General features: G+C 32.8%; 10 protein-coding genes. All 10 read right to left on the reverse strand.

The annotated features are described in order from the left end of the window. Positions 1-188 precede the first annotated feature (188 nt). The 10 genes from VOI54_RS16955 to VOI54_RS17000 all read right to left on the reverse strand — a co-directional run bounded on the left by VOI54_RS16955 (position 189) and on the right by VOI54_RS17000 (position 13,548). Positions 189-1,514: a beta-helix domain-containing protein gene (locus VOI54_RS16955; protein WP_326284386.1), complete on the reverse strand. Its 1,326-nt coding sequence runs from the start codon at positions 1,512-1,514 to the stop codon at positions 189-191. Between the two features lie 293 nt (positions 1,515-1,807). Next, the gene (locus tag VOI54_RS16960) at positions 1,808-2,257 is read right to left on the reverse strand and encodes a hypothetical protein (protein WP_326284387.1); all 450 of its coding nucleotides are present in this window, start codon (positions 2,255-2,257) and stop codon (positions 1,808-1,810) included. Positions 2,258-2,440: 183 nt separating this feature from the next. Then, positions 2,441-5,575, reverse strand: a complete 3,135-nt coding sequence (locus VOI54_RS16965; RefSeq protein ID WP_326284389.1) for a cytochrome c biogenesis protein — start codon at positions 5,573-5,575, stop codon at positions 2,441-2,443. An 82-nt stretch (positions 5,576-5,657) separates the two neighbouring features. Beyond that, the gene (gene nrfA / locus VOI54_RS16970; protein WP_326284391.1) at positions 5,658-7,154 is read right to left on the reverse strand and encodes an ammonia-forming cytochrome c nitrite reductase; all 1,497 of its coding nucleotides are present in this window, start codon (positions 7,152-7,154) and stop codon (positions 5,658-5,660) included. A gap of 13 nt (positions 7,155-7,167) precedes the next feature. After that, positions 7,168-7,767: a cytochrome c nitrite reductase small subunit gene (nrfH, locus tag VOI54_RS16975; RefSeq protein WP_326284392.1), complete on the reverse strand. Its 600-nt coding sequence runs from the start codon at positions 7,765-7,767 to the stop codon at positions 7,168-7,170. Between the two features lie 517 nt (positions 7,768-8,284). Next, on the reverse strand, positions 8,285-9,385 hold the full coding sequence (locus tag VOI54_RS16980) for an OmpA family protein (RefSeq protein ID WP_326284394.1): 1,101 nt from the start codon (positions 9,383-9,385) through the stop codon (positions 8,285-8,287). A 155-nt stretch (positions 9,386-9,540) separates the two neighbouring features. Beyond that, positions 9,541-10,482, reverse strand: a complete 942-nt coding sequence (locus tag VOI54_RS16985; RefSeq protein WP_326284396.1) for a PorP/SprF family type IX secretion system membrane protein — start codon at positions 10,480-10,482, stop codon at positions 9,541-9,543. Between the two features lie 10 nt (positions 10,483-10,492). Continuing rightward, positions 10,493-11,737: a T9SS type B sorting domain-containing protein gene (locus VOI54_RS16990; RefSeq protein WP_326284398.1), complete on the reverse strand. Its 1,245-nt coding sequence runs from the start codon at positions 11,735-11,737 to the stop codon at positions 10,493-10,495. 182 nt (positions 11,738-11,919) lie between these two features. Then, entirely contained in the window at positions 11,920-12,531 is a 612-nt protein-coding gene (locus VOI54_RS16995) for a Crp/Fnr family transcriptional regulator (RefSeq protein WP_326284400.1), read from the reverse strand. Between the two features lie 354 nt (positions 12,532-12,885). Then, positions 12,886-13,548 (reverse strand): hypothetical protein, encoded by a 663-nt coding sequence (locus VOI54_RS17000; protein ID WP_326284402.1) that lies wholly within the window; start codon positions 13,546-13,548, stop codon positions 12,886-12,888. Between the last annotated feature and the right edge of the window lie 460 nt (positions 13,549-14,008).

Below are 14,008 nucleotides of genomic sequence, written 5' to 3' on the forward strand. Positions count from 1 at the left end.
TCCATTGAAAACAAATCACCATATATAGATACTGAAATTATAAAGCATGCTTTTTGCAATGCTTTATAATTTCTACTATTCTATCCTATAAAAATGCCTGATGCTTTGTTAAGTTTCAATTTGGTTTGTAGAAAAGGTTTAGGGGCTATTATTACAACTATTTAATTTACGAAACAATGCTAAACATTCTAGTTATCCTTTAAACCAGAATCAACTTCATTTGATGCTATTATTTTATTAATTCTTAATCTGTAGTCCGGTCTTCTGGAACTGGCAATATCTATAAAGGTTTCTGCATTAGGGCTTTTAGAGTATACATTAAAAAATGCGTGGTTTCCATACCAATTTTCCAGATCCTCATTATTTGAATTATGCTCAACAAAAATATTTCCATTACAATTGTTAAAATACATATCCGTAAACTTAATTTTTTCTAAGTTTTCCTGGTTTATTGCAATCTTATCTTCAAAAATCACTGCTGGATTAAATCCTGAAATCACACTTTTATTCATATCAAGTGAAGCATTTTCTCCTATATAAATTGCTTCCTTAACCAGACCCATTTTAATATCTTCTTTAAGACTTTCACTGGCATTCAGCATAGTCAGGTTTTCGGCAACTAATGATGTGAAATTTTTAGTAAAATCAACTTCTTCTTTTTTGTCATAAGAAGCTATTTGCAAACATCTGGATCCGTCACTACTAGATACATAAGGCGATCTAACGACTAATGAATTTATTAATTCACACTGAGCGCCATAGTTAAATTTAAAGTCGTTATTATTAGATCTGTAAGATATCATTCTATTTAAATTCACGTTCCCTCCCCAAATCTGAACGGAGTTTCCTGCTGAATAGCTCACCATAATATTTTCTAAAACCGTTTCTCTTCCTACACCTGCCAGTAAAAGTCCGTTAAAATGGCCGGCACTTTTAATTCTATTACCCGCATATTCAATTCTTACATACCTCATCAAACCTGAATTACTATCCGGATTATCTCCCCCAAAGTTTGTATTGGCATAGTTTGCCGGGTTTAATTGCTCATGAAATGATGCAACAGATCCGTTACCAAATTTATTTGTGGCAGCTTCTCCAAGAATAATTATACCACCCCAATCTCCTGCTCTTTTTACGCTTCTATTTGACGTAAAAACAATAGGATCTGTTTCAGTACCGTTAGCATTTATAGCTGAACCTTTTGAAATTGTTAGAGACCCTTTTGATTTATAGTCTCCAATAATTACAGTTCCCGGTTCAATAGTCAATACCGCTCCATTAGCAACAAACACACTACCAACAAGGAGATAGACATGCCTCTTAATCAATTTTTTATCTTCTGTTATATTTCCCGTTAAAATTTGAGTAGGTTCTCCGTAATCCTGAGAGTTTGGATTAAACTCTGTCCAATTAGAAAGCCAGTTATTGACTCCTATAATTCCTTTTTCTTGTTGAGCAAAAACATTTGATAAAGCAAAAAGAAATATGAAAACGATTTGGGTAAAATTTTTCATAATAAACAATTTGTAGTTATAAACTAGTATGGTTTTAAAATTAATTAACAGTTCAAAAATAGAAAAAAATCTATGAAATACCAATTATTTCGACAAAATACACAAAATTTATGAATTTATATGAAATTTCCATCGATGAAATGCACAATAAAAATAGCTGAAATGAAATTTTAAGTGTGTTTTATAATTTTTTAAATGAATTCAAAAAAAAGATATCATAATAACCATTCTCTAAATAGAGAAAACTTATTATAATATCATCCTATAAATTATCAGAAAGAGAGATTTTTTATTTAGCGAAATTCATTATACTGATGCAATGATTTCATAATCTCTTCATAAAATAATATAGCGGCTATTAAATTTCTTGTGTCAGAATAAGGTAAATACTCTTTATGAAACTCAAGTGTGTTTTCTAAATAGGTATCTGTATTCTCAAACTGATTATCCAATGCCTTAATGTTATCGTTATTTTCAGGAATACCTAAAGTAGTCATTGTAACTCCTGGCTTAGTAGCAAAGGCTATATAGGGTAGTGTACTAATGAGCACTTTATTTCTTTCTGTATAAAGTGCTAATAATTGCCCCTTTTGCATACGTTCTAACTCTTCTTTATTGTGATATTTCCCAATAGTAACTTTCTCATTAATAATGCTTTTAGGTCCTTTGCCTTTTTTCTGGGCAAAACCAATTCCTGTTACCAAAAAAAGGCTAAAACTTAATAAAATAATCTTCGCTTTCATATCTAAGATTTAGGGATTCAATGCACAAATTTATGTAATTAATCGTAAAAAACAAGCGTTTTATCGATTTTTTTAATTAAATGTTAAATTTTACAAGCTTTTTTTAGCTTCTACAACGTCTTTGCTGTATTTAGAAGCGAATTAGATTATTGATAATCAAATATCAGTAACTTAAAAACGACATTATTTAATTAACTTAAACTTTTTCTTCCTATAAAATGCCAAAACTGATACTATAATGACCACAGCTACAAGAACATAAATAAAAGTTGGAATTGGCAAAGGATCTCCGGCAGCATAACTGTGTAAGCCTGACAAATAATAATTTACTCCAAAAGAGGTCATTATTATAGATCCAAAAGCAAAAACACTAGCTGTATTTAAAACATATGTACTTTTTAAATTAGGAATGAGGCGCAGATGTAATACTATAGCATAAACTATAATACTTATTAAGGCCCAGGTTTCTTTGGGATCCCATGCCCAATAACGTCCCCAGGATTCATTGGCCCAAATACCTCCTAAAAATGTACCTACTGATAATACAAATAAACCAATAGTCATTGAAATCTCATTAATATAGGTCAGTTCCTTTATTCTGATATCTATTTCTTTCTTTGATTTTTTAGTTTTAAAAATCATAAGCAATAATGCCATAAATCCTAAAATAGCGGAAAGCGCTAATGGGGCATAACTACTTACTATTGTGGCCACATGTATTTTTAACCAAAATGATTTTAAAACCGGCATTAAATTGGTTATTTCCGGACTTAGCCAATCTAAATAGCTCACAAACAACAAAGCCCCCGAAAACAATGTAGATAAGGGTAATGCAAAATCGGATTTTCTAAATGTTAACAATCCGCAGAGTAATAATACCCAGGACACAAAAACCAGCATTTCATAACCATTACTCCATGGGGCGTGCTGTGCTACATACCACCTGAGTATAATATTTCCGGTAAAACATATAAATGTGACCAGCGTAATAATAATCAATAGATTCCATAAAATATCTACGAGTTTCTTCTTAGTAAATATTTTTATAAGAGCCAGTATTAGGAGTATTGCTCCCAGGGTAAAGTAGACCTGAAATAACCAAAAATTTAAGTTTAACTGATTATACCATAGCTCAGCCTCTACCCTTTTACGACTGGGAATTATTTCTTTTCCTAAAACATCTTGAAATGTTTTTATATATCCTAATTTTTCACTGGCCTCTATCCAGTTTTTATTATTTACATCATTAAAATAAGTGGGGATAATCTGTTTTGCAAATTGTCCGTCTTCAGCAGGAAAATCCTGAAAATGATGTGTTTGACTGTGCCATTTATTGGTCTCATCATTACTATTGGGGAAAATTTTTAAATAGTTTCCGGCAAATACATTGTATAGAATATTGAAACGCTCATCAACCTTAAGTACCTCTTTATCAAATTCGCTTCGCTCTGCAGGCTTTTTTTTATTGGCAGCTTCCACGTCCTTTCCCAACATATATTTTCCTTTATCATCAAGCAAAGTAGTAAAGGAAACCAAGCCATCTTCACTAACATCTAAACTTTTAAACAAATCCCCTCCTTTTTGAGTATCTACTTTTATCAGTGGTATATATTGCCAAATATTTGACGCTGATTGCATGGACAGAAATGCCTGGTTGGCACTAAAACGAACACGTTCTCCTTTTTGAGTAAATTTAAAATACGGTTTGCGGGAAAGCTTTCTTAAAAACTCTGATGCCAAAGTATTCATAGGCTTTATTCGTCCGTCTAAATCCTGAACCATCAAACGCCCAAATAGCTCTGCGTGCTGTTCATCTATTCTAAGTTGCTCAATGGCCTTTACGCTGATCTCTGGTGCTTTTGTCTGTGCCCCGATAGCAGAAAAACTTAATAGCATTAAAATGAGTACTGCGCTTTTTAATTTTACCTTTTTCAATTTTTTATTTATAAGCATAAACCGGGAGGTTTTTCCAAAAAGTGTAAAAAACATACCAATCATCATCAAAAAATACCCTAAGTACGTCACATTCGTGCCTAAAGCATCATGATTAACAGCCAGCACTGTACCTAGCTCATCGGTATCATAACTGGCCTGAAAAAAGCGATAGCCTTTATAATCCAAAACATTATTCATAAAGATTCGATGTGGGATTTCCTTATCATTATCAAGTACTTTAACTTCACTGGCATAAGCTGAAGGGCTGGTAGACCCAGGGTACCTCTCCAGCTGGAAATCATCTAATTGTATTGAAAACGGTGTGATTATAGGTTCTGATCCGTAAGATAATGTTATAAGTATATCATCAATTTTCACCTCATGGTTTGTAGGCAGAAACCCTTCGCGGTATAATAAGGTTGACGTTTCTGTAGCTTCTCCTAAGGTTACATCTACCATCAATGCATCGTCTTTTTGCTCATCGTTATCTTTTGGTTTCTCTGAGGCACTTATCAAACTAATTTCAGCCTTTGGATGGTATGAAAGTGGTACAAACGAGGCATCTCCATCTCTATATAACGTTCTTAATTGTATAGTTTGAAGGCTGTCCTTTTTTATGGTGCTTGCCGTTTCAGTAGCCATAACAAAAGCACTCAAATTTCTGGGTGACAAAATACTGAATTCGCCATCTTTCTCTGTGATGTTAATAACACCTTCCTGGTTTACATCAAAACCTACTTTATGTTGATGTGCTCCAATAGCTTCTATTTCACCCTTTTCTAAAAATACAGTTTCTCTACCATTTCCGGCAGAAACCACCATTTGAATCAAGGGCTTACCGTGTTCTGCACCGTCAACTATTTCCGGAACAGCATCTGCTATAAATTTGTTATAAGAAATAGTTACAGCTCTACCTTCAAACTCACTATTAACTTCAAAGTCGTTATTACTTATTGGTGAAAAATTAAGGGCTTTTCGTATTGTTTTAGTAGTATTACCATTAGTTATATGAACATGAAGATAGTTGTTATCTGATATAATAACATTTGACGACGCGCCTTCTCTGATACGCATTATGCCTCCATACGATGCGTATCGCGTCATACCGGCTCCAATTAAAATAACTATAAATGCCAAATGGAACATGAGCAAGGCCCATTTTTCAAGACGCCAAAGCTTGTATTTATAAATGTTCATTATAAAGCACAGCCCAAGCCCTAACATGATCAGTTCAAACCACCAGGCATCATATATGATTTTCCAGGCAGTAGCTGTTCCGTAATCATTCTCTACAAATGTGGCAATTGCCATAGCCATTCCAAAAGTAAATAAGAGAACTACTGCTAATACTGGCGATGCAAATATTCTAAATATTTTATTCATAGTTATTATTATGTCCTTTAAAGTAAAAAGATACCTTATTATAGCAATAAGGTATCTTTATGTTTTTATAATAAAATACGTCTTAGTTAGTAGCGGAAACTGTATTTACAGGCATTTTATCTTCTCTGGCTTTTGCTGCCTCCAGCCATTTAGGCAATACATTCTTTTTAAATTCAGCTTTTTCTGCATTTAATTTATCCATATCTAAACCAATATATTCCTGAGCTTTTTCTTTTGAAGAAATATCCGGCATCTCTACAGGTTTATTATGTCCTAAATCTGCTAATAAACGTGCCAGTTTAACTCTAGCCTCTTGGGCTATTACCAATCCGCTACCAATAACTCTGGCTGTTTCTACCGGAGAATGAAATGATGCTCCATGTGCCGCAGCTGAATAATCCCAGCGCCATTGTCCGTGGCGAATATCTGTTAAAATAGGTTTCATTTGCTCTTCTGTAGCTCCTAGGTCCCAGCATTTTTTAGCTTCAATATGTGCCTTAACTAATAAGTCCTCTAATTTCAAACGATTTTCTGTGGCTTTACGCTGTCTTTCATAAACATTAGCAATCAATTTACTTGATTCTTCTCTATGGCATACCTGACAGGCATTAGAAGTATTATTCAATGGCGATTGAATGTGATGGTCTGTGAATTTTTGCCCGCCTTCACTCTTATATGGCATATGACAATCTGCACAAGATACGCCTCTATCTGCATGAACTCCGGTTGTAAAGGTTTCATAACCCGGATGTTGTGCTTTTAACATTGGGGTTCTACTGATTTTATGCGTCCAGTCTGCAAACTCTATATTATCATAATACTGTTCCATGTCTTCAACCGTCATACCATCTTTCCAAGGAAATACTAAGTATGGTGTTCCTTCCTTTCCTGGTAAATTTGTATTGAAGTAATATTCTACATGGCACTGTGCACATACCAAAGAACGCATTTCATTATGCGTAGCCTGATTGATATCTTTCCCCATAGATTCAAAGGCTTCAACCAAAGCAGGTCTTGTAATACGCAGTTTCATAGTTTCCGGGTTATGACAGTCTGCACAACCTATAGGATTTACCACTTCTTCTCCCTTATCAGCCCATTTACCACTGTAAAACTCCTTTATACCAATTTCATTCATTAAGCGTGGTACATCAGGACTCTTACAGGTCCAGCATGTAGCCGGCATTGGTCCGTCCCCTTTACCTTTAGGGCCACCGGTTCTTAAGGTATTATAAATATCTTCAACAGCATAAGCATGTCCTCTACCCTGATTATAATCTTTTGAAAAACCATAACCGGCAAACAGTACCACTAAATTAGGGTCTTCTTCAAGAACATCTCGCATGGCTGATCCACCTTGCATTGAAGCAAAAGATGTATCTAAAGTTTGCATATAGGATTGATACTCTAATGGAAAGTTTTCTCCCCAAACTTCATTTCTTGGTTCGTTCTCGGCTATATTAACCTGTGGAACATACTTGTATTTAGCTTCAGACTTTCTATTGACAATACTGGAAGCCAAAAGCCCTAATAGAAATACTACGATAACGGTTACAATAAATAATACTTTGTTTTTCATTTGGTCACTTTTATTATTCTTTAATCTGTTCCTGCATCCATGTAGGAATAACAAGTTCGTCTACTTGATCTGTTGGTAATGGTGCTACGTTATACTTAATTGTTGATAATCCATGGACTTTTCCATGTGGTACTTGTTTATGACAGCTCCAACATTGACGTCCGGTTCTATTGTCTTTATGGTCTTCTAACCAACCATTGTATTTTACTTGGGTAACTTGCTGAACATGGCAACGAATACAATTACTTTGAACCACTTCCTGAGAGGCTTCTTTCATTTTAATAACATCTGGTTCTGCTCTAAGCGTAAATACTGAAGCGTGATATACGCCATCCTTTGCTTTAAAATAATATTTGTTAAATATATTATCATGAGGTACATGGCAATCGTTACAATTAGCCCACTCCCGATGTGAACTATGCATCCAACTATTATATACCGGTGTCATGACATGACAGTTTACACAGGCCTGAGGATCATCAGACATATAAGACAATATTTTTGACTCTCTGGCCATAAATAATCCTAAGCCAACTATAACCGCAATGAAGAAAACCGCAGTTACTCTCCATCTGGATGTCTTTGGTGGTAATATTTCTTTTTTACGCTTCAATATATTGTATTTATAGGGTTTGCAAAATGCCTAATATATAATTGCGCTTAAGTCTCCACAATATTGAAGATAGAATATGTAATAACAAATAGCGGGTACTCAAGGTTGATTAGTTTGTTTAGTAAAATTAACGAATTTATTTTTTCAAACAACTTTTGTACAAATATATTTATTCATTATTTACATAAATATAACATTTGTCATAGTTTTAATTATTGTTGAGTTTTGGGTGATTTTTTTTGGAAAAGGCTGCTTCGTCCTTTGTCCTTGCAATAGCTGAAATGGGTAATAACCTGGTATAAAGTCGAATAAATTACCATACCTTGAAATGACCTTTCTTTGGACTAAACCGCTTCGTTTTGCCTTCTCGCAAAACGGTATAAGTAACAACAGGCAGATTACTTCGCCCTGGGGCCTCGTAATGACACTATAATGAAATATAAAAAAAGTAAAAGCCAATTCAAAATTAAATTGGCTTTTAAATTATACTAATGGGTTAATTGGTTTTTAATAACTACTAATTTTCTAATACTCTAAATTCTGTTCGTCTATTCTTTTGGTGTTCATTTTCAGAACAGTCCACATCATTTTCACAACGGTTAACCAACCTGGATTCTCCATAACCCTTTGCTGATAAGCGGCTTTTTGAAATGCCTTTTGACGCTAAATAGTTCACAACTGAATTAGCGCGTTGTTGAGATAATATAATATTGAAGTTGTCATGTCCTCTTGAATCAGTATGAGACATAATCTCAATGCTTATTGGTTTACTTTTAAGTAATGGTAGTAAGGTTTCATCTATTGTTCTCTTTGAAGCTGGTGTAAGGCGAGCACTTCCTAACTCATAAAATATTGGTAAAATATTAGCATCTAATAATTCACAATCTACCTCTTCCCAAGTAGTAATACCTCCTTTTTTTGTTATAATGGTTTTTGATACTTCTTTATACTGTGCTGGTACCTTTACATTTTTTGTTATTGCCGGTGAATCTACAACCAACTTTTTAATGGTTTTGTATTCTGCAGGAATTTCGATTTCATCTACCCTTGCCGGAGTTTTTATAACTCTTTTTTTATAAGAACCAGAACTTTGAGGTGTTTTTTCATTAGAAACTGTAGCATCTTTCACAAGAGCTGTATAGTTAACATTTCTGAATTGAGCAGGGTATTCTATAAAACAGGCTGCTACGCAGTCATCTTTATTTGGAGAGTCACAGGTAATTTCTTTGTATTCCCAACCTCCTGTTTTTGGATACACTTCAACAGTTTTACTACCCGTTGTAAAAGATGCCGGTATAATTTTTAAATCACTACTACTTTCTTGTTTGATATATGATACTTCTTCAGTTTCATATACAGCCGGTACATAAACAAATTTTTTTGAAGCTTCTTTTACTATAACACGCTCTTCAACTGTTTTATATGTGGCCGGCACTACCTCTAATTTGGTATATGCAGGATATACTTCAATGGCTTCTGTTACAGTTTTATATTCATTCTTGGTAATACACTTTACATAACATTTCCCTGGTTCTGCTTTGCCCGGCAGGTTTTCTTGGGCAAACAAGATTACCGATGAAAACATCATAATTACTAATAGATTAAGCTTTTTTGTCATAATTTCACTTTTTTATAGATATAATAAATGTTAATAATTCTTTATATGTCTTTGAAACAATAGGGCTTAAAGACTTCTTTGTTGTCCTTTTACCAAAGTGATTAAAAAGCAACATAGTATTAAAGCTATTGGAAAAATGTTTTCATGATATTGTATTAAAAAAATCTGGGGTTAATAATTTTATTAATGGTTGTTGCCAGTTCAAACCTTAGAACTATTTCATGAGAACCGGAATTGTAATTACTAAAATCTGTAGTATCATAATCATAAGCATAGCCTATCATGATTTGATCTGACACTTGAAATCCAGCTAAAGTACTTATTGCTGCATCCAAACTATAGGCTACACCTAACATAAGTTTTTCATTAAACAAGAAATTTGCAGAGCTATTAATAGCTAATGGAGCTCCTGATGTTCCTTTTACTAATACTGCAGGTTTAAATTGAGTGGTGTCATTCAGCGTAAACACATAACCTGTTATAAAATAAAAAGTAGCTTTTTCTGATGCGGTGGACACTAATACATTATCATTATAATGCTTGGTTTCCAACAAATTGGGACTAGACATTCCTAAATACCATTTATCACTACTTAAATATGCTCCTAAACCAATTATTGGTGAAAATTCATTATTAATATCTGCTGAATTGGGATCAGATGGATCATAATTCAATGTAGAATTTGTAAAATTGACATTGTATAGATTAAAACCACCTTTAAGCCCAAATGATAATTTAGTAGTATTTGAGATTCTAATTCTATATGCAAAATCTACAGCAAAATTACTTTCTTGAGATGGCCCTATTTCGTCATTAAAAAATGATACCCCTAACCCAATACCCCGTTGCCCTACAGGAGTATTTAAAGAAGCTGTTAAAGTTTTAGGGGCACCATTTATACCAGCCCATTGTGCACGATAGATAGAATTAATGTTAAACACCTCTCTACTTCCAGCATAAGCCGGGTTTATAGCCACTGTGTTGTACATATATTGTGTATATTGAGCATCTTGTTGAGCAAAACTTGAAATTATTGTAAAGAGACCTCCGCAAATAGTTATCACAATACATGAGCATATCTTTTTTAGGGACTTCATTTGTTTTTAATTAGTTATGACCTCCATTTATATATAAATAATCAGCTTTTTTAACTGTTTGGACCATTGAGGTATCACCATTTGTATAGTCTACCTCTAGTATATAATAATAAGTTCCTGTGGGAAGCTTGTTGTTTTTGCTTATAGTTAACCTGCCATTTGAAAAACCAGAAAACACATTACCATCAACGCCATAATCATCACTTTCAAATACTTTTATACCCCATCTATTAAAAACTTTTATGCCTAACCTTTTTACACAAGAAGCTCTTCCCGTTGCTGTTTTTATTTTTAAATAGTCGTTGATACCATCTTTATTAGGCGTGATAAGGTTATGTACTAATAAACCACATGGTAACATATTATCATCATTGATTCTCGCTAGAGTAAAGACACCATATTTATTTACCGCTGTAGTCACCGTTTGTGCATCTTTATTAACCAAACCTCCTTCATCGACCCATGATTTCAGATCGTCATCCCACCTTGCAATATGTATTGCATTGTATGGTTCTGTAATTATACTTTCTGGGGTTATAGCTTTATTCCATGATAGGGTTATCAACACATCTGTATTACCATTTGTTCGTTCTATAAGCCAATGTTCTGCATTATCAATATGCTCTAGTCTTGAACTTCGTTTGGCTATTGGATAATTGACATTGGTATCTTCAAAAAAGTACTTTGAAGTAAATACTTCTGATCCTGTATTTGGTGCAGAAATACCAGCTAAACGGTAAAATCCACCAGCTCCAACTGGATATGTAAATGAAGTGCTTCCATTTTTTATAACCGGACCATTTATATGGCTATCATCATTAGTATTAACATGGATTGCTTCTTGTTCAAATATAAAATCACCTCCATAGCTCTCATTATCTACAATTCCATTATTATATTCAACTTCATTAGTTATACTAATAGTTCCACTAAGTTCAAAAGCGTGTTGGGCTGCAATATTATTAAATAAACAATTGTACAAATAACTGGCCTGGCTTCCGGTAATTTGTTGTACCGTATCTCCAACGTAACGTGTTAAACCGGTAGCTCCTGAAAAATCAACAACGCCATCGTTATTCCAATTAGCATATATATAAGCATCTCCATCATTGATAAATACCCCCGAAGGTGTATTATTAAAGGGCATTATTGTAGAAAACTGAGTCCCTGGGTTAATGTACAGCTCTCCAATATTAGTAGTTTGTGCCCTGATAGCCATGCCAAAACACACTGAGATTAAGGAACCTGTTGTCATTATTTTTTTCAATTTTGTTTCCATAATCTTATATCCAAAAAGAAAGGGATAAACCTGAAGAGGCAGGAACTCTATATTTTAATTCAACTAATTAAAAACAGAAGTTTAGGGGCTTTACATTTGTATAAACAAATTAATCAAGAGAACTTTTTCTGTAAATATTGTGCTTTATTCAGAACATATTAACGCAAAAGAAAATTACACTTCCTGCGAATTCGGCTTAGTGATTGTGGAGTTATTCCCAAGTAAGATGAAATCACTCCTAATGGTGTATCTCGTATTACTTCCGGGCTTTTGGTTAAAAGTAGGTTGTATTGTTCTTCGGCTGTCTTGGTTAACAAGTTAAATTCTCTTTCTCTCTTTTTTACATATTGATTTTCAATAATTTTCTTAATAACAAGCTTAAAGTCTTCGCTACGATTGCAAAGCTTATTTAATGCTTGGTAACAAATACTAATTAACTTTACATCACTTAAAGCTACAATATTATACTTTGATACTTTATTTGTAATAAACGATTCAAATTCTCCAACAATCTCATTTGGAAATGCTATCTCAGTTGTTTGTTTATACACATTCCTATTAGTATCATCCTCAACTATTCTATAATATTCTACAATACCACTCTTTAAAAAATAAATATTCTTTTCAAACTCTCCTTTTTTCGTTATAAATTCTCCTTTTTTTAAACTATGCTCGCAAGTCTGAGAAGCGAAACATTTTATGTCTTCTTCACACAATTCAACTTCTATTGAACTTAATATATGCTTTAAACAATCTATATACTTACACATGGATTCTATTTTATAATTTAAAAAACCCTTCCACTACACTACTCTCTATTATATAAATCCCAAATACGATGACCAATCCTATTTAATTAATAGACATAAGCGTTAAAAGTTATAACGAACCAAAACTTTAAACACCACTTTAGTGGAAGGGTATATAACTAAGGTTTTACTAATTTTTATTATTTATACTTTAAAAATCCCCTTTTCACTTTGCTTAGCTCTCACAAACCCTTGCAATATGATGTTAGTAAAACAACCGTATTAAAAGAGAGCTTTATTGAAGGTACAACCCTAACATAACTTCATATTTAAAGCTCCATAAAAAGGGGGATTTTTTATTATTTCATTTCATTCTTAGCAAAAGCATTTTTTATAATAGATTACTGCGTCATCTATATTATTAAACTGTATGCCAAAAAAATGATTCAATCTGTCATTTAAGCCAGCAATACATCTATTAATGCTAGCTTCTGTTTTATCCATACAAAGTGCTATTGTTTTCACCGTATACTTTTTATCTCTTAGCAAATAGACAAGAACATTTTCCTGCATTTTGGTAAGCATTTGATTTATCAAAACATGGCTTTTTACAAATTCAGTGGCTTTATCATATTTTTTAAAATTTCTGTATACATTAACATTTATAACCTCATTATCATATTCCTTAATTGGTGTCAATACAAAATACACACCTCCCTTATTGGTAGTATTAGGAATGACCTTTAATAAGGCATATGAAAAATAATCGTGTCTTAATTGAATCGGTAAAACTACTTTCATGCAATAATCACTGCGATTCTTCTTCACAAAAGAGCTATTAAGAAAAATCTCAAAGTTTTTAAATATCTTTAAAAAATAATTTTTAAAACAAGGCTTTATTAATGAGACAAAGTTGTTATAATCGAGGTTTATATCTTCTAAAACTCTTAAATTAGAACTTAAAAGGCTAAAGCCTGACTCGTCTGTATCCAAACCCCAAATAAGTACCGGATCTATAACATGTTCTTTCTTCCTCATCTTGAAAACTTTTAATTCAAAATTTTAATAACTCAAAAACCAAGCGATACAAACAATGGTTTCATGTATTGCTTAATATTCAACATTTATAAGTCATCGTTAAAATCATTTTTAGCGCTTTTATTAAGCTCTCTCTCTATTAGCTTTATATACTTAACAATTAAAAAAGCCAACAATCCTATCAGTACAAAAAACAGTGTGAAAAAAATAATCTTCATTTCCAGCGTTGTAAAAATTAAATTCATATAGTTTTTTAGAAAGCTTCCATTATCATTTTATTGTTAAACCTTAATCAAATAATTCTCTATTCCTAGCTAAATTATTATGATATAAAATTACATTTAACAGCCTTTAAACCTCATGGATTTCGAGTAGTAATAGTTCGAGTTTTTCGTAGAAATATGTCCAGTTATAAAATAGTTTTAAAACTACACATAAGTAGTACTATAACTACATAATG

The organism is Alterotamlana spongicola, from assembly GCF_035818475.1.
Lineage (GTDB): Bacteria > Bacteroidota > Bacteroidia > Flavobacteriales > Flavobacteriaceae > Cognatitamlana.

Bases quoted from the DNA above. Each gene is read 5' to 3' on its own strand.
- VOI54_RS16960 (WP_326284387.1), bottom strand. From the start codon at position 2,257: ATGAAAGCGAAGATTATTTTATTAAGTTTTAGCCTTTTTTTGGTAACA.
- VOI54_RS16965 (WP_326284389.1), bottom strand. From the start codon at position 5,575: ATGAATAAAATATTTAGAATATTTGCATCGCCAGTATTAGCAGTAGTT.
- VOI54_RS16995 (WP_326284400.1), bottom strand. From the start codon at position 12,531: ATGTGTAAGTATATAGATTGTTTAAAGCATATATTAAGTTCAATAGAA.
- VOI54_RS16955 (WP_326284386.1), bottom strand. From the start codon at position 1,514: ATGAAAAATTTTACCCAAATCGTTTTCATATTTCTTTTTGCTTTATCA.
- VOI54_RS17000 (WP_326284402.1), bottom strand. From the start codon at position 13,548: ATGAGGAAGAAAGAACATGTTATAGATCCGGTACTTATTTGGGGTTTG.
- VOI54_RS16980 (WP_326284394.1), bottom strand. From the start codon at position 9,385: ATGACAAAAAAGCTTAATCTATTAGTAATTATGATGTTTTCATCGGTA.
- nrfA (WP_326284391.1), bottom strand. From the start codon at position 7,154: ATGAAAAACAAAGTATTATTTATTGTAACCGTTATCGTAGTATTTCTA.
- VOI54_RS16990 (WP_326284398.1), bottom strand. From the start codon at position 11,737: ATGACAACAGGTTCCTTAATCTCAGTGTGTTTTGGCATGGCTATCAGG.
- VOI54_RS16985 (WP_326284396.1), bottom strand. From the start codon at position 10,482: ATGAAGTCCCTAAAAAAGATATGCTCATGTATTGTGATAACTATTTGC.